Source organism: Paenibacillus sp. FSL H8-0317 (assembly GCF_045040685.1).
GTDB lineage: Bacteria > Bacillota > Bacilli > Paenibacillales > Paenibacillaceae > Paenibacillus.
In genome coordinates this window covers 1,240,026-1,264,539 of sequence record NZ_CP150294.1, presented here as the reverse complement: position 1 = coordinate 1,264,539, position 24,514 = coordinate 1,240,026, and the positions used below count along the sequence as shown (strand labels likewise).

20 protein-coding genes are annotated in these 24,514 nt (G+C 46.8%); 3 read left to right on the top strand and 17 right to left on the bottom strand.

What is annotated here, in order from left to right:
* Positions 1 to 54 precede the first annotated feature (54 nt).
* From MHB43_RS05710 to MHB43_RS05695, 4 genes are all read right to left on the bottom strand, one after another.
* Complete coding sequence (locus tag MHB43_RS05710) at positions 55 to 825, bottom strand: amino acid ABC transporter substrate-binding protein (protein ID WP_237176757.1); 771 nt, start codon at positions 823 to 825, stop codon at positions 55 to 57.
* A 132-nt stretch (positions 826 to 957) separates the two neighbouring features.
* A complete protein-coding gene (locus tag MHB43_RS05705; protein WP_339182411.1) occupies positions 958 to 1,515 on the bottom strand; it encodes a DUF4825 domain-containing protein in 558 nt (185 codons plus the stop codon).
* Positions 1,512 to 2,207: a permease prefix domain 1-containing protein gene (locus tag MHB43_RS05700; protein WP_339182409.1), complete on the bottom strand. Its 696-nt coding sequence runs from the start codon at positions 2,205 to 2,207 to the stop codon at positions 1,512 to 1,514. The genes MHB43_RS05705 and MHB43_RS05700 overlap by 4 nt, the downstream gene beginning before the upstream one ends.
* Complete coding sequence (locus MHB43_RS05695) at positions 2,204 to 2,563, bottom strand: PadR family transcriptional regulator (protein WP_047841826.1); 360 nt, start codon at positions 2,561 to 2,563, stop codon at positions 2,204 to 2,206. Before MHB43_RS05695 ends, MHB43_RS05700 begins: the two co-directional genes overlap by 4 nt.
* Positions 2,564 to 2,643: 80 nt before the next feature.
* On the opposite strand from MHB43_RS05695, the gene MHB43_RS05690 reads away from it, so the two are divergent.
* Positions 2,644 to 3,243 (top strand): hypothetical protein, encoded by a 600-nt coding sequence (locus MHB43_RS05690; protein ID WP_405131527.1) that lies wholly within the window; start codon positions 2,644 to 2,646, stop codon positions 3,241 to 3,243.
* A 48-nt stretch (positions 3,244 to 3,291) separates the two neighbouring features.
* Here MHB43_RS05690 and MHB43_RS05685 read toward each other — a convergent pair whose 3' ends face one another.
* The 5 genes from MHB43_RS05685 to MHB43_RS05665 all read right to left on the bottom strand — a co-directional run bounded on the left by MHB43_RS05685 (position 3,292) and on the right by MHB43_RS05665 (position 9,951).
* Positions 3,292 to 4,797 (bottom strand): alpha-glucosidase/alpha-galactosidase, encoded by a 1,506-nt coding sequence (locus tag MHB43_RS05685; RefSeq protein ID WP_405131526.1) that lies wholly within the window; start codon positions 4,795 to 4,797, stop codon positions 3,292 to 3,294.
* Positions 4,798 to 4,968: 171 nt separating this feature from the next.
* Complete coding sequence (locus MHB43_RS05680; protein ID WP_221818943.1) at positions 4,969 to 5,733, bottom strand: carbohydrate deacetylase; 765 nt, start codon at positions 5,731 to 5,733, stop codon at positions 4,969 to 4,971.
* A 27-nt stretch (positions 5,734 to 5,760) separates the two neighbouring features.
* A complete protein-coding gene (locus MHB43_RS05675; RefSeq protein ID WP_221818942.1) occupies positions 5,761 to 7,602 on the bottom strand; it encodes a beta-glucoside-specific PTS transporter subunit IIABC in 1,842 nt (613 codons plus the stop codon).
* A 197-nt stretch (positions 7,603 to 7,799) separates the two neighbouring features.
* On the bottom strand, positions 7,800 to 8,651 hold the full coding sequence (gene licT / locus MHB43_RS05670; protein ID WP_221818941.1) for a BglG family transcription antiterminator LicT: 852 nt from the start codon (positions 8,649 to 8,651) through the stop codon (positions 7,800 to 7,802).
* A gap of 283 nt (positions 8,652 to 8,934) precedes the next feature.
* Entirely contained in the window at positions 8,935 to 9,951 is a 1,017-nt protein-coding gene (locus MHB43_RS05665) for a helix-turn-helix domain-containing protein (RefSeq protein WP_221818940.1), read from the bottom strand.
* Positions 9,952 to 10,132: 181 nt separating this feature from the next.
* Between MHB43_RS05665 and MHB43_RS05660 the strand changes: the two genes are divergently transcribed.
* Positions 10,133 to 10,759 (top strand): histidine phosphatase family protein, encoded by a 627-nt coding sequence (locus tag MHB43_RS05660; protein ID WP_221818939.1) that lies wholly within the window; start codon positions 10,133 to 10,135, stop codon positions 10,757 to 10,759.
* A 202-nt stretch (positions 10,760 to 10,961) separates the two neighbouring features.
* Here MHB43_RS05660 and MHB43_RS05655 read toward each other — a convergent pair whose 3' ends face one another.
* From MHB43_RS05655 to MHB43_RS05620, 8 genes are all read right to left on the bottom strand, one after another.
* The gene (locus MHB43_RS05655) at positions 10,962 to 13,298 is read right to left on the bottom strand and encodes a rhamnogalacturonan lyase (RefSeq protein ID WP_405132394.1); all 2,337 of its coding nucleotides are present in this window, start codon (positions 13,296 to 13,298) and stop codon (positions 10,962 to 10,964) included.
* A 557-nt stretch (positions 13,299 to 13,855) separates the two neighbouring features.
* The gene (locus MHB43_RS05650) at positions 13,856 to 16,300 is read right to left on the bottom strand and encodes a glycoside hydrolase family 6 protein (RefSeq protein WP_405131525.1); all 2,445 of its coding nucleotides are present in this window, start codon (positions 16,298 to 16,300) and stop codon (positions 13,856 to 13,858) included.
* Between the two features lie 571 nt (positions 16,301 to 16,871).
* A complete protein-coding gene (locus MHB43_RS05645) occupies positions 16,872 to 17,948 on the bottom strand; it encodes an efflux RND transporter periplasmic adaptor subunit (protein ID WP_339182398.1) in 1,077 nt (358 codons plus the stop codon).
* Between the two features lie 28 nt (positions 17,949 to 17,976).
* Complete coding sequence (locus tag MHB43_RS05640; protein WP_221818936.1) at positions 17,977 to 19,347, bottom strand: ABC transporter permease; 1,371 nt, start codon at positions 19,345 to 19,347, stop codon at positions 17,977 to 17,979.
* Between the two features lie 18 nt (positions 19,348 to 19,365).
* Positions 19,366 to 20,049, bottom strand: a complete 684-nt coding sequence (locus MHB43_RS05635; RefSeq protein ID WP_405131524.1) for an ABC transporter ATP-binding protein — start codon at positions 20,047 to 20,049, stop codon at positions 19,366 to 19,368.
* A 219-nt stretch (positions 20,050 to 20,268) separates the two neighbouring features.
* Positions 20,269 to 21,432 carry a hypothetical protein gene (locus tag MHB43_RS05630; RefSeq protein ID WP_221818934.1) on the bottom strand — a complete coding sequence of 388 codons (1,164 nt, stop codon included), beginning with the start codon at positions 21,430 to 21,432 and terminating at the stop codon, positions 20,269 to 20,271.
* Positions 21,429 to 22,895, bottom strand: coding sequence for a sensor histidine kinase (locus tag MHB43_RS05625; protein ID WP_405131523.1), 1,467 nt, complete (start codon positions 22,893 to 22,895; stop codon positions 21,429 to 21,431). Before MHB43_RS05625 ends, MHB43_RS05630 begins: the two co-directional genes overlap by 4 nt.
* Positions 22,892 to 23,605 (bottom strand): response regulator transcription factor, encoded by a 714-nt coding sequence (locus tag MHB43_RS05620; protein ID WP_405131522.1) that lies wholly within the window; start codon positions 23,603 to 23,605, stop codon positions 22,892 to 22,894. The genes MHB43_RS05625 and MHB43_RS05620 overlap by 4 nt, the downstream gene beginning before the upstream one ends.
* 215 nt (positions 23,606 to 23,820) lie before the next feature.
* Here MHB43_RS05620 and MHB43_RS05615 point away from each other — a divergent pair, with 215 nt between their 5' ends.
* Positions 23,821 to 24,297 (top strand): RNA polymerase sigma factor, encoded by a 477-nt coding sequence (locus MHB43_RS05615; protein ID WP_076213502.1) that lies wholly within the window; start codon positions 23,821 to 23,823, stop codon positions 24,295 to 24,297.
* Positions 24,298 to 24,514 lie beyond the last annotated feature (217 nt).

Genomic DNA, 24,514 nt, shown 5'->3' with positions numbered 1-24,514 from the left:
CATGGAATACGGGGTCCGTTTTGTTTCTAACTATATATCAGGTGTGTAACCTGCCTATTTCAGAACCTTATCTTCACCCAACCATTGGGCGGAGATTTTAGCCGCTGTTCCGTCTGCATTCAGCTCATCCAGCGCTTTTTGTAGCTGATTCAGAAGCTCTTCATTTCCCTTTTTGATACCAATGCCATATTGTTCCGGTGCAAGAGATTCATCCAGCAGTTTGAATGTTCCCTCTTCTTTGGACATGTAGTATCTCGCTACCACTTCATCAATGATGACCGCATCCAGACGTTTTGTCTTCAGATCCGTCAGTGCAAGCACGTTATCCTTGAATTCGGAAGCTTTCACTTTATCCTTCAGAGGACTTGCTGCCAATGCATCTGCCGCGGAGGACAGCGCCTGCAATCCCACATTTTTGCCATCGAGTTCATCCAGCTTTGTGATTGGCGAGTCTGCCAAGGTAATAGCTACTTGGCTGTTTTCCAGATACGGCTTCGTGAAGAGCACTTTCTCTTTACGCTCATCCGTAATGGTGTACCCGTTCCAGATCATATCGATCCGGCCACTGTTCAGCTCTGATTCTTTGGAAGACCAGTCGATTGGCTGGAATGTGATTTCTTTACCCATTTTCTCCGCTGCAGCTCTTGCGTAATCAATATCAAAACCAACAATTTCATTTTGCTCGTCCCGGAAGCCCATTGGAGCAAACTTGTCATCAATTCCTACAACAATCGTGTTATCGTCTTTGCTTGCGGAACTGGAACAACCAGCCACAATCAATACACATATACTAATGAATAATAGTAGAATCGCTTTTTTTCTCATCTCTCGAACCCCTCCATGTCTATAACCAAAACCCAAACGCTTTAGTTCGTTACCACGTTATCAGAGATTTATAATAACATAGCATGGGAGAAGAGTCGAGTCTCTTGCCTATTTCCTTCTATTTCATGCAGCTTAATTGTCAACAATCTGTGAAAAAGCCTTTTTCACTTGTGCCGGTTCTACCAGCTTCTCGCGTACAGTCGAATTCCATAGCTCCAGGTTCTGAAGCTCCTTTAATTCCGTACCTGTCCATTGTTGGGCAGATTCACGACGTAAGGTATGGCTGGTATTCTCAAACTGGTAGACGATCTGCTCCAGATTATCAATCATAACAAAGTTCGCAACCGCATTATATACAAGTATCCGCTCAAGTTCCTCTGCATCCATCTCACGCGTATCCAAGCTATAATTCACTTGGACCGTGAACGTCTCCGGGTACAGTTGGTAACCATTCAATCTTTCACGTAAAGGTAAAGCCTGATTCAGATGACTAAGGTTTGAATTATCACCCATGTAGGGACTGCGATATTTGGCTAAAGCGGCAAAATCATGTGTCAGCGGATTCTGCTGCTCTTCCTCGTACCGAGCCTGTTTCGCCTCGATCTTCGGATTAACGTAGCCTTCAACAATCACTAAGCCAATGATGCCCAACACAACAAGTGTTATAATCCATATGTTTCTAATTCTCATAACGCATCACTCACTTCATACTTACTAACGATCCGATACGCCCGATGCACTACCAAAGGGATAATAACGCTTAGTAACGGGATGGCAAAGGCAATGACGATCACAGCAAACTGGTAGGGTCCATCCACCTGAATGGGTCGATTAAACCAGATGTTGCTTCCGAATCGCAACGCTGCCTGCGTTCCCCATAGTACGAGTATTAATGCCGCCCACAACCACCATATCCTGCGATTCCACTGCACTAAGGCAGGGATTCGAATAACCGTGGTTTTCACGGAAGTTGCAGAATCGTTCGTCTTGTTGATCAACAGATACAATACATACATGCCACCAACAATGAGACTCACGATCATAAGCAGATTGTTTATGGCGGAGCCTTGCATCAGCACTCTCATTGGAATGGTAATGATCCAGGCTATGAGGCTATAAATCAGAGCAGACTGCAACAACGCTGTCCAGTAAGGAACACGTTGTACCCTTCGATGGTCACTCATCACTTCATCCATACCAGCGATATGCTGAATGGCGGTCTGGAACGCCTTCTCTTCACTCATACCCTGCGAGATATAATCGTCAATCCGCGCAGCGAGATTGCTGTGAATCTCTTCTTTTAATTCTCGATTGTCTAATGTATCTTGTGCGTGAGCGAACAAACGATTCACATGACGAGTGATGCGAGCTTCCAATCTCATAGGTCTTCATCTCCTTTTTCTCCAGTGACAATCATGCAATCAATCAGTGCCTTGGCTGCTTGCCAAGCATGAACCTGCTCTCTATAGGCTTCAAGGCCTTGCGTTGTAATTCGGTAATATTTGCGTCGTCCTCCCTGCGTCTCTTCCCCCCAGTAGGACTCCACATATCCACTCTTCTCCAGCCTCTTCAAACTGGAATAAAGCGTAGGTTCCTTCAATTCAAACTGCTCTCCGCTCTTACGGTAGATCTCCTTAATAATGCTGTAACCATAGTTATCTGCGGGTATAAGTACACTCAGAATGATGGGGTCAATATTGCCCCGAATCAGATCACTGTTAATCACTTGCACATCCATCTACGAGTTTCACCGACTTTCTTCCGTCCTGTGTATACTATAAGACACATTACTATGTCTGTAAAGGTAATATGTATCACATGGTAAATATGCATCGCAAGAGTAACACTAGCAACATTCCTCTCTTGCAAATAAAATTCTTCAATACGATAAGAACATTGACCACATTGTTATTTCTTTCAACTTTGCTTATATTATCCGGCTGTAATCCTACTCCAAGTCATGGTACAAACAAAACTGCCTCACCCTCAACAACCAATGCAAATCAAGCCAAAACGGAATTAAAACAAAATCAGGAACTGCCTACACCAGTGATACAGACTGAAAGTGGCACTCCTATTCCTGCTATACAGGGCAGTTATTGCTGGGAAAGTATGTGTGCAGACTATGCAGGTCATATGGAACTGCTGGAAGGTCAAGTACCTGTCTCCGTGTTGGTAGGCGAGAATATATCTATTCATCTGGGTACAAATGTACCACCTGACGAGTTAACTCTTGTCGAATATGTAAATGGAGTGGCACGTCCCATCTCTTTGCGAGAAGGTTCATTCCAGTTAGCGCAGGAAAAAGGTACTCATTATTATGGAGCCTTTGCCCGCTGGACTTCCTCTCAAAATTCGCAGGTTTCCTTGGGTGATACCTCTTTTGCCTTTGTTATCCGTGGTGTCGAAAAAAAATAGAAATAAACAGGCCCCTCCAATTTTGGAGAGGCCCTTACACATTTTTATCTAATGCTGCACTTTCTCGCGATCTTTCCCTTTATCGGATTCACCCGCGTTTTTGTTGGCAGCATCGCGATCCTGTTTCATCTCTTCCACCGTTTTCACCTTAAGACGTGCTGCACCTTCATATTCCTTTGTTGGAATAAGGTCGCCAGCAGCAAGTCTTGCTTCTGCAGCTACAATCGCATCCCCATACTGCGGCAACCACTGGGCCTGCGCAACTAGCATCTCATCGACCATCTGCCAGATCTCTTTCGGATTACACACGGCACCCACGAGCGGGTCCATCATGAACGCCTGACGAAGTAATTTGTCGTCTCCGTTCACCGCTGCTTCAACCGCAAGACGTTGCACGGAAATACTCACATTACATACCGCAGCCGGACCAAGTGGCAGATCGCCTACATGAGGCATGGAGATGCCGTTGCGGTCCACATATCCCGGTGCTTCAATAATCGCATCATCCGGCAGGTTCGAGATTACTCCATTATTAATGGTATTGAAATGTCCACGATAGACACGTCCCGTCTCCAGACCTTCGATAATATACGAACCGTGCTCCTCGCCCCGTTTTTCCGGAATGAATTGCATCGGTTCATCCTTCATCCAGTTAGGAAAATCAGTCTCAAACCAGTTGCGCCCCTCTGTACACACCCGCAGATAACCACCTGTCTCTCCGTTGATCCAATTGCCCAGGTCGATCCATTCGTTAATCTCTTCCGGACGTTTGCGGTACCACGGCACATATTCACTCAGGTGACCATTCGATTCTGTGCTGTAGTAACCGAAGCGGCGCAGCATATCGATCCGCACTTTCTCAGTGCGGCTGTACTCTGGATGTTTCTCGAAGGCTTCGAGCAGATCACCTGTAAGGTCTTTGCCCTCATGAGACGCTTGAATATACCAAGTCTGATGGTTGATGCCGGCACAGACAATATCCACTTCACTCTTTTTCAATCCAAAAGCTTCCGCAATCTGATGATGACCATGCTGTACGCCATGACACAGTCCAATCGTCCGCACACCACCATATTTGTTGCATACCCAAGTCAACATCGCCATCGGATTGGAATAGTTCAAGAGCAGCACGTCGGGTGCACTCTGTTCACGAATATCTTTACAGATGTCCAGCATCTCGGCGATTCCGCGTTGTCCATACATAATGCCGCCTGCACACAGCGTATCGCCGACACATTGATCTACCCCATACTTCAGTGGAATGTCCACATCGGTTGCAAATGCTTCCAGTCCCCCTACACGAATCGTACACAGTACATACTTCGCATCTTTTAACGCTTCTTTCCGATCTGTTGTCGGCTGAATCTGAATATTCAATCCATTCTCACGGATATCCCGCTGACACAGCTCAGTCACCATGTCCAGATTGTGTTGGTTAATATCGCAGAACGCAATTTCAATGTTGTTAAACTCTGGTACCGTGAGCAAATCCCTTAACAATCCCCGTGTAAATCCGATACTTCCTGCCCCGATAAACGCCACTTTAAACGACATCCCTATGTCCTCCCCTAATCCGAATCTTTCGCTTCGGTTAATGACTCTCTTCATGAAATCATTGTACCAACCGCAAATAGGGAAGCGTTATCAAAATCATGACCTGTTCATGATCTTGTTGTCAAAAATCCTAACTTAATCTTCTGACTCGATGAAACAGCCGTACCTCTGCTACAACTGACTGTAGCTAATGAGTTGAATACCTTGTTCTGTCACATATTCTTTCAACGCTGGATTCATCAATAAAGCAAGATCGTGCTCCCGTTCATCTACCAGAGATGAGATATTGCGTAATTCTTCATCTGCATATCCTGGATGTCCAGCAATTTCAACGATATATTCTGTATCCTTATACTGCTCCAGCACGCTGCGAAACCATGATTCCTGTAGAGAAGGCATAGCTGGATCACCACATAACCTATCTGTAGACCGAATACCTGCATCCGCCAGCTTCCCCTCAAACTGGCCAGATAAGAGGTCATCTCTTCTCATAGGAACGTTATACTCCCGAGCCAGTTCCATCACCAAATCAAGAATTTGCGTATCTTTAATACTCACCCCATGATGGGTATCCAGATGATTTAACTTCAATCCGGAAGCCAAAAACTTCTCGATTTGTGCCTTCAACTCCGTGCGCACTTCCCCAGGATCATAGGATGCAGGAATAAGCCCAGGTTTTCGATAGAAACGACCCGACTTGTCGACGATACTCTGAACTGCTGATGCTTCCAGCACCGGAGCCATGAATGTCAGATTCAAATGAACGCCCATAGCCGTGATGCCTGCTTCAAGAGCCATGACACTACTCTTCTCAAAATGTACCGAATTCACCAACGCCGAGGTATCTGTAATCAGACCCTGTTTCATCCCATGAAGGATGCCTTCGCTTACTCTCATGGTGATGCCATAATCATCTGCATTAACAATCAGCTTCATTTTGCTCCTCCCCTTCTCTGTATCCATTTATGATCGAACAGACAACAGCTCGTCTGTTGCAGCAACTGTCCCTTCTGACTGCAACGGCGTAATGACGCGGAATTGATCAGAGTTCGTTACAACAATCGGAGTCGTCAGTTTAAAGCCTTCGTTCCGGATCTGATCCAGATCAAATTCAATCAGTACCTCCCCCTTACGGATTCGGTCACCTTGCTGAACTTTCTGTGTAAAATACTTCCCTTTTAATCTCACCGTATCTATGCCGATATGCATGAGAATTTCGACGCCTTCATCCGAAGTAACCGCAATGGCATGTGCGCTTTTCATTGTTACAGAAACAACGCCGTCTACCGGGGACACCAGCTGACCTTTGGACGGAATGATCGCTACGCCTTTACCCATCGACTCTGAGGAAAACACGACATCCTCCACTTCACGAAGTGTAATAACAGTGCCTTCAAGCGGACTGGTAATCAAGCTTTCCATCGCTGCATTCGTGTGTACATCAGGAGCTTCAGTCCCCCGATCATTTTTCTTACTCTCGTAGCCAAACAGCACCACGCACAAGGCTCCGCCCGCAATGGCAGTCAATACACCAATAATGTAATACAACATCGGACTCTGAGCAGGCAGGGTGAACACATTAAGGAAGAAATTGAACACAACCAACTTCACGCCGAGATAACCCATCAGACCACCGCCAATGGCTCCAGCGGCCACCAGATAAATGAGTGTTTTGCGGTAACGCAGAATGATACCGTACAGAATTGGTTCAGTAACCCCTGACAAAATTGCAGAAAGGAAAGACGAGCCGCTTAAAGCCTTGAGATCTTTATCCTTTGTTTTCAGGAATACCCCGAGACCGATACCCATGGAAGCAGCTACCGATGTTGCCGCAAGGGGTGCAATGAGATCTCCCCCAGCGCTTAGGTTCCCCATAATAATAGGCACCGTCGCCCAGTGTAATCCAAGCAATACGAGAAAAGACCAGGTACCCCCAAGAATAGTCCCTGCGATGACAGAGTTGCTGTTAATCAGGAAATTAACAATATTTCCAATCCATTGGCCCACATATTGCCCGAATGGACCAATCAACATGGCTGTTAGTGGTACCATAATGACGAGTGACAGGAATGGAACTGCGAACAGCTGCACATTTTTGTGCATGATTTTCTTCAAAAACTTCTCCAAAACCGCATAGATGCTAACGGCGATAAACATCGGAAAGACCGACGAAGCATAGTTCATTAACGATACGGGTATCCCGAGAAAATGAGTGGTGCTTCCTGCTGCTGTCAAAGCCGTAAAATTCGGTTCCATCAATGCGGCCCCGATCGCCGCTGCCACATAAGAATTCACATTTAGAACTTTGGCAATCGTGATGCCGAGAAGAATCGGCAGGAAATAAAAGATCGAGTTCCCCGCCGCAGCCAATATAGCGTATGTTCCACTATCCACAGCGATCCAGCCTGCTCTTTCAAGAACAATTAACAGAGCCTTAACTAGCCCTGCTCCAGCAAATACCGGGATTAATGGCGTTAAACTACCCGATATCAGGCCAAAGATGGCTGAACGGATGCTCCTTTTTTCTTTCTCTGAGCTTCCATCGGACCCTGCTCCGTCGAATTCCCCTTCGGCAACGATATGTTTGTACACCTCGGAAACATCATTACCTACAACAACCTGAAATTGCCCACCGCTTTCAACAACCTTCAGGATGCCTGCTGTGTTTTCCAATATGTCTGCATCAGCCTTTCGGTTATCGTTCAAGACAAATCTTAAACGGGTAGCGCAGTGAGTCAGCGATTGAATGTTATCCTTTCCTCCAACGCGGTCTACAATGTTTTGTGCTAATTTGAGATGATCCATGTTGTTCCCCCCATACATTTGTTTAATTCCTACAGTTCACGTCTTGACTCCATCATTTCGAATAACATATTACGATGGCAAAATAAAAACCTGAACTGAAGCTCGTCTACTGACCTTAGTCAATACACAAGCCTCAATTCAGGTTTCGCCTGCCGAACAGTCACAATCCCTTAATATATAGTTGTATCAGTATTCCTTCATTCTTCCGTCAGATCCTGCTCACGGTTCGTGACCCGGTGAATGTGGATCATGAAATAAACCATTTCCTCATTCGTTGTTTTCTTCTCGTAATTAATCTCCAGGTAGTTTCTAATCTTTCTGGCGCACGCATACGATTCGGGGTACTTGTCCTTTACATGATCATACAAAGAATCTCTCTCTTCCGGAATCAACTCATCATGTAGAATTCTGTAAGCAAAATACCGCAGATGTGTGAGGAAACGGCTATAATTAATCGAGCTTTCGTCCAGTTTAATTCCAAAATGATATTTCACAATATTCGCCAAATCATTAACAATCTTTGTCATCTGATAGGTTTGTTTCATATCCTGTCCTCGCTGCTGTGCATTGACAAAATGTAGGGCAATGGAACCTGCCTCATCCTCCGGCAGTTTCACACCTGTTTTCTGTTCAATAATGTTCAGCGCATTCAGGGCAACTTCATACTCGGCTGCATAGAACTTTTTGATCTCCCACAGCAAAGCATTCTTGACAATAATGCCTTCTGGAAACCTTCTTATCGCGAAACTGATATGATCCGTCAGGGTGATGTAGATGTTATCACTGAATTTGAGGGCAAGCTGTTGTTCGGCGTATTCAATAATTTCATTCGATAACTCCAGATGTTCGGTTGGAATCTCACCAATCAGACCCATCAGTTTGTCAGATGTTGCTTTTTCAACCACAAACTTTTTCTCTACCTGCGAGAAATCAATCACATCACTGTTATGTTTGTTATACCCAATCCCTTTTCCCATCACGATCATTTCGTCCCCGTTATCATCCGTCAGTAAAATCACATTGTTATTAAAGATTTTCCTGATCTTCATCTGCATCACCCCCAACTCATCACACGCTCATCCCATTAATATTCCATTAGAACTTCAAAAAAATCTCCCATAAAAAAAACCTAAATTGAAGCAGCAACATGTACAACTCATGTCTACTACGAACAATTTAGGTATCGCCTGCCGAACAGTCACAATCCTGAATATATGAGATTAACCACTACATTATCGACGAATCTGTTACTTCTGAACAAAGGATATCATGAATACCCTTTCAGTTCAACATTTAGTTTCTACCATGCCTTGTCAGCCCCAGGTGTTGCGCCTACTCCGATTCCTCCGGGTAGCTCCACTCTATTCGCTCCATGGAACCCCTGTATTGAACAGGTGTCTTACCCGTATACTTTTTGAAAAGCATATGAAAATACTGCCGACTCCCCACACCAACATAGTCTGAAATTTCGGAGATGGGAATATTGGACTGTTGTAACAACATCTTGGCCTTTTCCATTCGAAGCATCGTCAGGTAGTCGGTAGGTGTGCGCTGCGTGTGCTGACGAAAAATACGATGTAAATAACCTGGATGCAGATTGACGGCTGCCGCGATATCCTTCATCTGAATGTTGCGATCCATATTGTGATGCATGAATTCAATGGTTCGTTTGACATACAACTCCGCCTGATCTGGCGCACTCCGGCTCATTTCTCCGCGCAGACGCGCAACACGGACCAGCAACTGGATAAACAGCGTACGCACCAGCATGCCCTGTTCCGGGGACGAGAGATTGCGCGCCTCGCGGTGATACAACCTTTCCTCTGGTGGAATGATCTTCATCGGCACAGTTGATCTTCCTTGCTCCAGTAGACCACGCTGATCGAGTTCCAACACCAGACTTTTCATAATGTGATACACCTCTTCCGGGTCAGGCAGTACCAGATATGGCGAAGCATTAGTGAGTAGAGTGTGAACTTCTTCCTCTTCCAGCGCAAGCTGGCGGATGGATAGCTGTCCGGGAGACGAGGTGGAGAAACCAAACTCCACATTGAGCATCCGGCAAGGGACACCATCTTCCACCAGCAAACGGTGCGGGACACCTGCGTCGAGCATAATGAACTGCCCTTTTTTCAAAACGGTCTGCTCCGAACTCCCATCCGACATCTGCACATCCACCCGGCACATTCCCGAAATAATATACATGATCTCTGTGGAATCATGATGGTGATAGGACATACGATAGTTGTCCCACTGCTTGTAATAGTACGCGTAGAAACGCGGCCCGCAGTCCTCTGTTCGCAATGCCTCCTGGTACAGGCTTCCTGTCCAACGCTTTCTGATGCTCATGTCCATGCCTCCATTCCTGCGACGATCGATCCTCAATTTTCTCCATTGTAACAATTCCGTAGGTTGAATATAAACTGTCTTCGTTAAAAGCTTTATTGCATTGTTAAATTAGATAAATATATAATTAGTATATCATCTAATTATCTGTGTAAATTATCTATACTTAAGGAGGTTTCCACGCATGAGTACCACCTATCATCTCGTGAGACATGGTCTCAAAGAACGACGAATCGGTGATGTCTCCCTCACTTCCGAAGGGGTCTTACAAGCCGAAGCCACGGCACTTCATTTTGCCAGAGCTACCTTTCCCGTTACTAAAATCCTTACCAGCCCACTTCGACGAGCCCAAGAAACCGCAAATATGATTGCCCGCCACACCCATTCCCATATAACCGAAGATCCTCGCCTGCGCGAACGTGCCAATTGGGGCGATTGCCCCGATCAGTCATTCGAAGAATTCATTGCAATGTGGGATCGATGTACGTCTGATCCAGATTACGTTCCAGCCGTGGGAGACTCGGCCAAACAGGCTGGTGAACGTCTGGCCTCCCTCCTAACCGCATTAGCTAATGAAGAGCCAGAGAACAGTAACATTATTGTGGTTGCACATGGTGGACTCATTACTGATTTTCTGGTGCAAACCTTTAGCGAGGGCGAGCTTAACGTCTGGCATTCCAATTTTATAGCTATGCAGAACCAATTGATCCCCGAGTGCTCCATTACCACATTGATCTATGATCAAGGAAATTACACCATTAAAGCGTTCGCTTCTACCGAGCATTTAGACTCCAACGATGTAAAAGAATGACGTAACATGGGTGGCTGGGAACTCGCCAAGGTCTGTTTCGCAGATCCTAATGTGAAGAAAGCTCTGAAACCTCCATGTGCTATACACATTGGGATTCCAGAGCTTCCAAGCTTCGATGCTAACTCTCAAAACTAACGATGCTTCCTTACGTTACAGCCTGATCTTGAACATGTGTTATGTTGCTATTGCTCATCCGGTCTGCTTACTTTCCACCCTTACCTGGCGTGTAAAACTTAGGCAGCGTTACTTTGGACCAGTCAATATCCGATGCCATGTAGAAGGACGGATAGGAAGGCTGGTTGTATCCACTGTTCTGTCCGGCAATGCCCACACGATACATCGCATCATGCATCAGCGTGTACAATTTGCGGTCCGTTTTCTCGGTACTCAGATAGATACGAATCGCTGAACTGTCCGTGGTTCTCACCAACATCTCTTCCCGCCAATCCCCGAAGATATCAGCTACGAGAGAAGGTGTACCTTTGGTGTGATTGTTGGTCAATGTGCCTGTTGCCGTCAGCAACGTGCCACGATTCCAGTCTTTGATTGTAGGTGTGACGTCGATGGCACCATCAACGATCTGTGTCGTCATATCACCAGCCCAACGGATATTCATATTCGTTCCCGGCATCTGATCACTGATTTTCTCACCCTTAGCTGTCCACAAGCCTACAGCCCATGTCTCCAGTCCACGACGAGTCGGATCAACATCCCCCACCATGCCGCGACCGGTATCTTTCCCTGTGTATCCACCGTAGATCACTTCTCCGGTCTTCGCATCACGCAGGGAATAGCCGTACGGCGCCCACGGGCCGCCCTCGTGAACCATGAAAATCTCAAGTCCCGGACGATCCGGGTCGATATCTGCCACATGAAGTGCGTCCCCATGACCCAGACGGGCAATGGTTCCCGGCGCAGCACTCTCGGCAGGCATCAGGTCTGTGGAGCTGTACAGCACGCTGCCGTCATGATCAATCGTAGCGGAGCCATAGATAATCTCCTGTTTGCCGTCTCCATCCACATCCGCCACACTGAAATAGTGCGCTCCCTGGGTTGTTATGGAGCCATACTGCGGATCTGTGCCATCCACACCATGCGGTCCGTCATTGAATGGGTTCTTCATTGGCGTCCAGCCGCTGTCCACTTTCCATTCCTTTTTCAGCTTCTTGCCGTCCCAATTGTAGGCAACCATCGTCGAACGTGTATAGTATCCGCGTGCAAAGATTGCAGACGGTTTCTTGCCGTCCAGATAGGCCACTCCTGCCAGGAAACGGTCCACTCGATTCCCCGGTTCAATCCGTGCCATGGCATAATCGCCCCACATCAGACCATCATCATGACGCTCGGGTTCATATGGAATGGTCTCCAGCTCTTTGCCTGATTTTCCTTCAAATACCGTAACATACTCCGGTCCATCCACGATAAAACCTTCAAACTTGCGCAGCTCATTTCGGTTACTGCGTTCTACCGCATACACATCAATGAAGTAGTCGGCCAGGCTCTCGGCATCTTGCTGAGATAATGGGTAGTTATACTTTTTCTCCATTCCAAAAGCCTCTTCCAATGTCGCAGGCCAGTTGCCCTTCACAACCTCATCATGTTTATGCCAGTTCTTGAACATATCCACCACGTGATCGTAGTAACCATCCGCACTTAAACGATAATCATCTTCGTTCGAGTACCCTGCCTTGCGATCCTGCTTGGGAAGTGTGATGTACTTCTCGGAGGTTACTTTTCCTTTTTTGTTATATTTAATAATCTTTGTGCCCGGAGCGGTCTTAAACATCATCTCGGCTTTGCCATCCCCGTCAAAATCGTAAACGAGCATCTGTGTATAATGAGCACCTGCACGGATATTGACCCCAAGATCGATCCGGTACAACAACTGACCGTCCAAGGTGTAAGCATCAATGTAGGTTTTACCTGTGTATCCTTTTTGCGATACGTCCTTGGCGTTGGAAGGGTCCCATTTGACGAAAAACTCATATTGACCATCCCCATCCACATCACCCACGCTCATGTCATTGGCGGAATACGTATAAGCTTCTCCCGCAGGCGTCACACCATCGGCGGGTTTTTGCAGTGGAATGTCCACATACCCGTTCGCCCAAGGTTTGACGGATGCACTGCGTTTGCTCTCCTTGCCCTTCTTGTTCACCGCTGCCACTTCATAACGGGAAGAAGATTTACCCGCGGAATCTACATAGTTGGTGCTGTCGGTGACGGTAGCGATCTTTTTGCCATCACGATAGACGTTGAAGTCAGTACCTGTCAGCCCTTTGTCGCTATACCCTGTAGCCTCATCACCAAGCAATCTCCAACTGAGAAAAACACCTTCAGATGTCGATGCAGCCACCAAACCCCGATCCAGATATTCCAGTTGAATCTCTTTCACGTGACTGCCTCCCTTATGTGATTGCAGGCTGGCCTCCGTCGATCCATTACCGTTCGAAGCTTCTGCTCCCGTAACGCCAGCCGTTCCTCCAATGAGCAAAGCTACGCTAAGTGCCGAAGAGAGCACCTTGGCTGCAAGTGGCATACGAGCCTTTCTGCGACCTGATTGTCGACCTGACACCGATCCCTTATGTACCGGCGCTGTTGTTCCTGAGTTCATCCACCTTCACGCTCCTTGAGACAGAATAGGTGACGCATATACACATTGATAATGATTGGACGTTCGATAATTCATAGAGGCCTTCTTCGAAAGAAGGTTTCAACCCGCAATGATTACGCTTACAAAATTAAAAAAGAGAAATCAGCTTGCCCGACTACCAGAGTACGGTCCCCCTTCCATTCTCTTTCCAATCCGAGCGAGGTGATCTCGCCCATCGGGTTCTATTATAGACATCCTGCCTGCCAGACCCTAGGCAAATATCCGTCCAAAACGATCAATAATCAGTGTTTATAGGAGACATTTTGGAAAAAAGTACTTGCAACTGTGAGGGATAGCCGCTCCGGTTACGAATCGTTCTTATGATCGCTGTTATCCCCGGATTTTCTTCTATCCCTTTTCCAGATGACTCTTGTAATGCATAGCAAAAAACCGCGATCCTCTAACACACAGAGGATCGCGGTTAAGACAGTTACAAATAAAGTTTAAGGCTCCATGCCCCATACCAGGTTTCCACCTTGGTGGAGTGTTACCTTGTTCCAATCCTGGTAGGATGTTTTCGTTGGATCGAAAGAGTAGTCATTCGTCTCGTCCAAGTTGGACCAGTCCGTTTTGTACAAGCGAAGCTGGATGTCTCCAGTCTGTCCACCAGCCTGAATGCTGCCAGCGGCAGATGTGAAGCTCAGCTCCACATACGAATCTGTGAAGGTCCGCTGGATATTGGCTCCGCCAACTTGAGCGTAATCGATGGCAGAATCCATCGCAGCTGAGCCTTCTTTGGAGAAGTAATACCGGATCTTCAGATCACTCAGATTCACAGCAGTACTGCCCAGGTTTTTGATGTTGAAATACGGTTTGATCTGGCTATCTTGAGCATTGGTATCTCCAGCACGATATTGCACGACAAGATCACTGGTTGGTACAACGACACTTTGAGGTGTCGCGGAAGCTACAGCGGAATCGGCACTTTGCCCTGCAGCATTCACTGCACTTACCACATAATGATACGTTGTGCCGTTCGTCAGGGCAGTGTTGGTGTAGGACGTGCCACTCACATTCGTGGCGATCGTTGTGAACGGACCTGATGCACTCAGCGCGCGTTTCACATCATAACTTGTTGCACCTGTAGAAGCGGTCCACGTCAGGCTCACCTGTGCATTGCCTGCGGTTGCTGTGAGAGCAGTCGGTGCTGCTGGCGCCGTCACACCTGCAACGGGTGTAGCTGTTGCTGTTGCAGAGTTAACACTTTCGCCTACTGCATTTGTTGCTGTTACCACATAATAATAGGTTGTACCATTGATCAGGCCGGTGTTGCTGTAAGACGTTCCACTTACATTAGCTGCAATTGTTGTGAATGGACCTGATGCACTCAGTGCCCGCTTCACACTATAACTTGTAGCCCCTGTGGAAGCAGTCCACGTCAAGGAGACCTGGGCATTACCGCCAGAAGCCGTCAATGCTGCTGGTGCTGCCGGAGCTGTTGTTCCGCCCGGAGGGTTGCCTCCACCGTTACTGGCAGGCAGTACAGGGAATGCGTTTTTCACCAGTGCCACGAATTGATCATGGAACCAGTGGCCCGATACTGGGGCATTAGGCAATGCACCTGTTAATACACCATCCCGCGTTGTGAAGGTTGGATCACACATCCGGTCGAAACCTTTGCCTTCGTTATTCGGAATTTCAGAGCTGGAGCCATCGGATTCACCAGGAGGTTTCACCCATACATAAGCATCCAGATGCGCTGGTCCTGGTGCAGCCTTAGGTGCTTCACCAATACCTGCGCCACTGGCATTACACCAGTTCCCCCGATGCTCCCGGCGATCTACACGTCCGGTATTCACATAATCGTTGATGTTGCTGCCCGTAGCAGATGCTGGACGGTCTACCCCGCCCCAGCCATTCCGGCTAGTATCAATCAGGAAACCTGTACTGCTTGGCCAGCCAGCTTGTACAAAATCGGCATACAGCGCAGCGGTGAAATCGGTTTCGTCAAAATAAGGATTCCACTCATAAAACTTGGCAGATTTAATCGGTTGTCCACCGATATTGAGATCAGGGTTAGACAGGTTCGGCTCCCCCAGCGGTGTGGTGTTCGCTGTATTCGTAATGAAGCCATCTGCACTGCTCAGACCCGCGGCTGTCCCTTGCACAACACTTGTATACAGCGCGACTGCTGCAGAACGGTTGTTATCCCATCCAAGCCAGCCGGAATGGCCGATATCCAGATAGTTGTACACATTCGGAATGGCGTGCAGCTTGTCCAATGCATACTTCACACCCGCCTCATAGATACCTGTTGAGCTGGCTTGACCACAAGCTGGTGTACTCAGGTTGGTCACAAGGTTAGGCAGACTGTCCGGTTCAATGACGGCAATAATACGAATATCCTGATACTTCGGATCTGCAAAGATATCTGCAATGACATCAATATAATCTGTTTTATATGTCTGCAGTGCTGCCTGTGTTAGTGGAAGTTCACCATTCGATGCGAGTGCATGACAATCCCGTCCAGGCAAGTTATAGATAACAAATGAAGCCGTTATAGGCGTACCCGGTTTCTTTTGAGCGAGAACGGCATCCAGATGTTGCTCTACACTTTTGCGACCAGCGTTGTCCGTCCCGCCATAGATTGCAGCAATCCGGTCAACCCATACTGCGGTTGGGTACGATTTGACTGTCTCCATCTTGGCCTTCAACGATGCATCATTGGTCATCGCAATGGATGTATCCACGAGAGCTGAATAATCCTCGTTCAGATAAGCGGTTGCCCCTACAAATGGATTATCCACATGTGCTTCAGCGGCCTGAGTCAAGCCTGGAGACAGTCCAGGGAAAATCCCCGCAGCGAGCAGCGTTGCTGCAAGCATTTGTTTTACACCTTTGCGCAGGATCTTCTTACCTCTCGATTTGGTTTTCAATTTAGTCTTCATAGTTCCACCTTTCCTTTAGTTAGATTGGGTTGTACTCATGTCTGATCCTCTGTGTCATTATGATGCTTCGCACGAAGAGAACGTTCGGATGAGTTGGTTGTATCACCTCCAAAAGAAATGGTTGTATAACTGGAATCTTGAGCAAACAAATAGTGTGTGAGGGCGAATCATGTGAATGAGTATAATATGGTGGGTGTGGTTGTACGTGTGTTAGACATGAAGAAGTGTGAAAAAAGACTTGTGGGATGTCTGATTCCTAAATTTGGTAAGCGCTTTCTTCAAGCAGTTAAAAAAAAGGTCTTCGCCTATCCATCTACAAACATGATGTTCGGTGTCACCTCCTTATGTTCTGATTATACGACATGTAAATATTACTGTAAATTGAATTATATAAATTTAATTATATTTTTTTCCATAATTCAGGCAGGAATCTGGACATCCCTTGCTCCAAAAGACACACGAGGTTCATCCTGGCAATCTGCCACAATGAACCTCGTGTTTTCCAATGCCGAATTAACCCGCTCGTCTAGCTAGTCATTACATATAATGCCTTGTTCATAGTTTCCTACGTCTACGGTAAAACGACAATGTCTCCCGGTTTCAACCCACTAACCACTTCCGTCTTGTCCCCCGTTTCCATTCCAGCCTGGATCGTCAGCGGCTCGGTCTGTCCGTTCCCTTTGTCTAACAGTACGTAAGGCTCAGTCTGATCCCGCATGATCGCGAGACTGGACACTACCGTCACTTTATCCTTCCGCATTGTCTCGATATCGCCTTCCAGACTCACGCCTCCATACATTCTGGCGTCCGGCTTCAGATCAATGACCACGTCAAACTGTGAAGCTTGCTTGAGGTCCGTATCGGTACTCTTGCGGGCGAATTTGGATACCTTACTCACCTTCCCGGTGAATTGCAGGTCTTTCTGCGCTGTCATTCGCACCTTAACCGGCATTCCCACCTTGAGCCTGAACATTTCTTCCTCACCGACGATCGTCATAAATTTCAGTTTGCTGATATTTGTAATGGATCCGATCAGCTGTCCTTCCGTCACCGCACGTGTCTTGCTATCCTCTTCATTCATCTGAAATATACCGGAAGCGGAAGCATATACAACAGACTTACTTATCACTGCCTGCTTTTTCTGTATCTCCTTCTCCTTGAGAACCAATGCTTTTTGATTCAATTCATTCGTCAGGCGTTTGCCTTCCCGGTCTGCAAATGCCTTCTTGCGCTCCTCTTCCGTCACGCCAAGCGTCTCACTCATATTCGCCTGATCCAAGCTAACCTGATTCATCTTATTTTCCAGCTGGGCTTTCTCCAGATCACTCTGCAACTGTTCAACTTCTGTTTGCAACGTGGAAGTATCGAGGGTGAACAGGATATCGCCTTTGCTCACCTGCTCACCACTTTTCACGTTCCACTGCTTGATGTTGGAAGCATACGGAGCGAAGATATCCGTCTGATCGGTGTATACGGATTTCCCCTTCACCTGTATCGTTTGCGTCATCGTTTCCTGTGTCACATCAAAGGTAATCGGGGGTGGCATCTCTATAGGTGCCTCCGGTTTTGGCTTGTACTTTTCATATAACCAGTACCCCGCACCTGCCAAAAGTACAACGGTGATGATGATTTTAATCCATTTCTTCATGTGCCCTATTTCCCTTTCGCTGATAAAATTACATCGATTTGATCACAGTTAATGCATTGGTCCGAGATGCGCTGATTGCCGGATATATACCCGATACAATGCCAACCAGAACAGCAAAAACGATGCCCAGTGGCAGAGCCGACTGCTGAATAACGACGGTCATCGGACCATTCATCTGATCTGCCATCTGACTCGCCAGCAGACTGTTCACCCCGCCGAGGGCAGCAAAGGCAATCCCCACACCAGCCACACCGCCCATTAATCCAAGCATCGCTGCTTCCGTAATAAACATCTGGCGGATTTGCCACAGATTTGCGCCCAGCACCTTCATTACACCAATCTGCTTACGCCGTTGATGCGTAGACATAATCATTGCTACAATAATGGATAATGAGGCCAGCAGCATGATAAAACCACCGATGCCCAATGCCGCTTTTTGGTACATCGCCAATTGACCTGACATCGCTTCCTCCTGGAACAGATTGCTCTGTGTGTTTAACGTTAGCTTTTGGATCTGTTCTTCCACCTGAGATACATAGCGTTTATCCTCTACCTTGACCAAGGCCGAGTTAAGATGTTTGGCCGAACTATTGTCTGTCTGTTGCAATCCAAGCTCATCCTGCAATGCACGAGCTGTATCGAGTGGCAGATATACTTTTTTGTCACCCTGAGCAGTCATATCATCCATATTGGAGGGTTTCATTAGTTCTCCAGATACACGTATGGAGCCGCTCATTCTGGTTTTGCTTGCATTCACAAAGTCTTCATATCGAAATTGAACATGCTGCTGGACGAGCTGATCCTGCTTCGATGCAATCGCCATATACTCTTCCAAAAGCGCATTGTTGTATGGATCAGCATTCAACTGCTCGAATAACTTCTGAGTTACTTTCGGGTCTACGAGTCCGAATGCGGTCCCATAACTGGTCACCGCCATACGACCATCTTCCGCACCACGCCCCTCAGCATACTTGTATCCAAACCCACCCAGGGTCTCAAGCTGTGTACCAATGACTTCAACATAGGTACTGCGACCATCTGGAAGCACCATTTCCAGCGAATCCAGCTTTAACATGGGAGCCACGGCAACCACATGGGGGAGCCTTTGGATAATCTGGATCTTTTCCAACGTCAACGCGCCCCGTTCAAACTTCGATGTCTGACCGCTCCCCTTGCCGTTCCCTGTACGAATGCCTTCATTGGGCGTAATCGTAATCTCATCCATCTTGTAATTGTCGTTCAATGTTCTCTCGCTATAGGTCTGTACGGACTGCCCCACACTAAGTGCAATGATCATGGCGGCAGAGCCGATGGACAGCCCCATCATGCACAGCAGGGTGACCATTTTTCTGCGAATGATCTGTCCCCAGGCCATACGTGCTACATCCCGTATTCTCACATTTCCTCTCCTTTTGCCTCAAACTTTCCTTACAGCTTCTTCGACCAGTATCCCATGTTGCAGGGTAAGAACGACCTGCATCTGCTCGGCGACCTCTGCTTCATGTGTCACAATCACAAAGGTTGTATTCATATCCCGGTTAAGCTGCTTCAAAATCGCAATAATCTCTTCCTCCGTCTCGGTATCCAAATTTCCTGTCGGCTCATCTGCAAAGATAACCGAGGGTTCGGTAATGAGCGAGCGTGCAATACTGACACGTTGTTGTTGACCGCCCGACAACTGGGACGGGAATAAGCTTGCCTTTTCCCCCAGTCCAACCTGCTCCAACAGCTTCAATGCTTTTGCTTTGCGTTTCGAAGGGCTTACACCCATGAACACCAAGGGTAACTCTACATTTTCCCGGATCGTAAGATTGGACAGCAGCTCATAGGATTGAAAAATAAACCCGATATGATCGCGCCTGAACTCCGCCAGGCGATTTTCACTGAAACGTACAATATCTTGTCCAGCAATTAGAATCTTGCCCTGATCCGGTTTCATCAGCCCCGCCATCAGATTAAGCAGTGTAGACTTGCCTGAACCCGAACTGCCCAGCAGGGCCACCATCTTGCCTTCTCCAATCGTCAGGTTGATATCTTGAAGAACCGGCACGGTTCCCTGGCCATTGCGGAACGAGTGGGATAATTGTTCAACTTGAAGCATTGCTACATGTCTTCCTTTCTACTTACTAAATATGTACAGAGGTTGTTACGTAAAGATTCGCGTCGCACATTCCCTTTTATTATAGGGTCGAGATGTATCCGGGCTGGCCGGAGTTGTATCCAACTTGTAAAATATCAAAACAAAAAGACCTTGTCCGCAGAGTAGCTATCGCCAGCTCCATCCAGACCCAAGGTCTAATATTCTTGTACCTTTTGCCGCTTACCAGGCTCTAAAACTAAAGCGGTACATCTCACTTTTATCCATCGTGCTGCCCACTGCAAATAGCTCATCGTCATTCCATTTCAGATTGATGAAGTTATCAATATTGCGGTAGATCACCGTATCCGACGAAAGCTTGCTGTCATTCAGGTAGGCAATATGCAACTCATTCTTCTGATTCTGATTATCCATCGGGTAAAAGTATGCGATTCGCGATTCCTCTGCATCCAGTTCGAAGTTCCAGATGGAACCTTTTAATACCAGATCATACTGCTCCTGTGCTGCACGATACCGATACAGCCCCTGTACCTTATTCATCGTTCCCTGGATGAGCATGTCACCACTTTTCAGTAACTTGAATTGTTGAATGTCTTCCATTGCAGCATATGCCTTCACTTCATGCTCGTCCTCAAGCGATACACGATAGATGGCATAATTGTCTTTTAGCATCACCAGCATATAAAACTGTTTCAGGTCTTCACTAACCTGCAAGACATCCATCACGATAAACGTATCATTCGAACCTTTCCCTTGTCTTGGTCCTGTGAACATGTCCATCAGCTCATCATATGTGTAGATGACTTGACTCGTCCCCTGGCTCAGATCTACTTGTTTGAATAAGAGATCATCCTGACCGATGTAGGATTCGTTCCCTACAAACACTCTATAATAGGAGTTGTCGTTCGGAAGCTTGCGACGCTCCCCGCTCTCAATCACATACTCATACGTCGTCTTCAGCGTCTGACCCGCCCGGTATTGGGAGTATATGATCTTCTTGTGATCCGGGCTGATCGCTACACCGTAATCTGTATTACTCGCAATACTCTTCACTTCATTATCATCCAGATGCAGGAGAGACAACTGAAGTCTGGAATAGGAAGATTCCAGTTGATTTAATATAATCGTGTTCCGGTCTACCACTTCAAAATCAAAGATCGGAAAGTCATTTGGAATCTTGGTAGCTGACTCGATCTGAATTGTGCTGCTCGGTGGCGGCGCCAGACGGCTATTGAATTGCTCACCTGGCAAAATTACGGTTCTTGGTTTGAGGTTTGCGATACTGAACAGGCTGCCAATCCCGAAGATTCCGCTGACAAATGCAATTAACAGCCCTGACAGCATCAATCTGTCGCGGTTTTTACGCCAAAATCCGGGATGTCTCATGTGTTCATTTCCCCCGGAAGACTGATATTTACTTGTGTCCCTTGACGCATGATACTCTTCATCTCCACTGTTCCTCCGTGACGTTCAACGATGTTCTTCACAATAGACAAGCCGAGCCCCGCGCTGCCTTTCTCCGCCCTATTGATCTCTTTATCCTGGTAAAAAGGTTCAAATACATGCTGAAGTGCCTCAGCACCAATACCCTCTCCCTGATCACGAATTACGATAGCTATGACATCAGCCAACCGGAAAGATTGCACCTCGATGATTGAATTCACATCACTGTACTTGATTGAGTTATCCAGAACGTTAAGGAAGACCTCCTTCAACTTATCCCGATCTCCCTGTAAATACTGATGTTCCTCCAGCTCATAATGGATGCCTATATTGTACTTGCCCGCCTTAATCGACATGTCCTCACAAGCTTCACGAATGATGTCCGATACATCTATACGTTCAAATCGGTACGCCTGAATGACCGCAGACGAGACCGACACCTCCAGAATATCAGCAACCATCGTGTTGAGACGCTGGCTTTCCTTGATAATATAATTCATGCCTTTGTCAAAAAAGTCCTGATCGGTGAATCCGTTATCTCGCAAAATCTGGGCGTATCCCAGAATCGTCGTGAGCGGTGTCTTTAATTCATGCGTCACATTGTCAAAAAAGACTTTGCTTCGCGCCTGTACTTGTTTCACTTCATCCCGCTCCCGCTCAATCACATCAATCTGCTCCCTTATCCGATCAATCATGACGGTGAAGCTTGAAGCCAGTTCACCGATCTCATCCTTGGTGGTAATCTGGATGTCTGCGTTCAGACTCCCTTGGGCCACTTCGGCAGAACGTTTTGTGAGTACACGGATGGGTTGTGTAATTTTCCGGGAAATAAAGATAGATGCGATAAATAAAAATACAAAAATAACCGCTGCGAACAGCTTGATCGTATTTTGAAAACGAAGGTTGCGTTTGAACAAATCCGTATAATCCTTCTCCATCTGTACGATTCCAATCAATTGTTGATCCATCTGGAGCGGGAAGGACAGACTGGCCGTGACCTGGCCTTTATCCACAACTGTGGTGTACGCGATTCGGGAGTGTTTGGCTTCTTCCATATCAGGATGGTCAGACTGCTTAGCCACGTTAACCTCGTTGCCCACCGATCCGTATGACGAGGCATCAGGACGAAATACTGTAATCTCCCCTCCAACGGCTGAACCAATCTGCTCCGCAAGCTCGCGGCTCCCTGCTTCGAGCGTGTCTCTGCTCATGCGTTTGTTATGAATCAGGAAGTACTGGTTCAGTGCGATGTCCAGATTTCTTTTGGATTGCACCATGTCCTCATGTACTTCCCGGTACATATTCTCCTGTGCCACCTTATTGGACAGAATCAGCAGAGCCGAGAATCCAATAAAAACGATGACCGAGAATAACACCACCATTTTGAACTGGATCGTCCACTTCATGTCTGCACCTGAATATTCAGCTTGTACCCCACACCGAATACCGTTTCAATCATCGAAATGCCTTGCACACCACTATCCAATTTCTTGCGAATCCGTTGCACATGAATGTCCACGGTTCGGGTATCCCCTGCAAAATCAAATCCCCACACCTTGTCCAGCAGTTCAGAACGTGTATGCACCTTCCGATGATAGGTCACGAGAAATAACAACAGATCATATTCCTTATTCGTAAGTCCTGCCCGTTCCCCGTCTTTCCACACTTCCCGTTCATCCTTGCGAATCTCAATATGCTTACCTAGCCTTACAACCTCATAGGACTGATTCTCCAGTGTCTCGCTGATGAGATCAATCCGGCGAAAGATCGCCCGAATGCGCGCAACCACCTCCCGGATATCAAAAGGTTTCGTGATATAATCATCCGCCCCAAGCTCCATGCCAAGTACCTTGTCCAGCATGTCCGACTTCGCAGTGATCATGATGACAGGTATCTTGGAGTTCACAGATAATTGTCTGCACACATCAAAACCGCTCATGTCTGGCAGCATCAGATCCAGCAGGATCAGATCCGGCTTCGAATCCCGAAGCAGATTCAGACCCTCTTTACCCGTAGTTGCTTCCTTGATTCCGAATCCTTCTTTACGTAACGAATAGGATAAAATATCGCGAATGGACTCCTCGTCCTCAATAATCAAAATCTCTTTTTGTCTCATGATACTTTCGTAATCTCCCTGCTCTATGAATTTCCTTCATCTGCCTATATTTTGTATCCCAAGCCGTATGCTTGGATAGAGGGAAGCACGAAATGTTACAACTCCGATACAACTCTGAACCTTTTGGAAACAACCTCCCGATATACTTGGATCATAAGAGACTCATACCAGACCGGACCCATGCCTGATCTGTATCCAAGGGGGATTCACATCATATGAACAGCACACGAATTAATGAAGCTTATATCAACTATAAATCAGAAATCACGAGGTATCTATCCCATATCGTCAAACAACCGCAAGATGCAGAAGATCTGGCTCAGGATTGTTTCATTCGATTAATGAACGTTACCGTGGATATCCCTGAAGATCGCATTCTCTATTATCTCAAACGCATTGCCCGTAACCTGGCGATGGACAGCTTCCGCAGGCGGACCCGTACACTCAGACGAGACAGCCGTCTGGAGGTACCTACCCACCACGTCGATACATCCCACCTTGAAATTAGCGAAGGTGTTCATGATCTTGTTTCCCATATTAACAACACCGAACATCGTAAAATATTAGAACTTCGCCTCATCCATGGATACTCTATTAAGGAAACGGCAGAGCTGGTGAATCGGAGTGAAGGTATGATTAAATCCTCTGTCTTCCATGCCGTCAATCGAATTCGGGCCAAAGTCATCTCATAAGAGATGGCTTTTTTAATGCCGAAATCAATATACGAAGGTAGATTGGATAAATAAAGACAGGATCGAATTACCTATGGATATGTCAAAAGACCCAATTTTACAAATATCGAGTTAATTTTTACAAATTGTTATGACTATGTGAGATTTTCATGTGGTAGAATATGGACGAACTCATGAATCAACTAATATTTGGGAGGGATTTGGTTGGATAAATTAA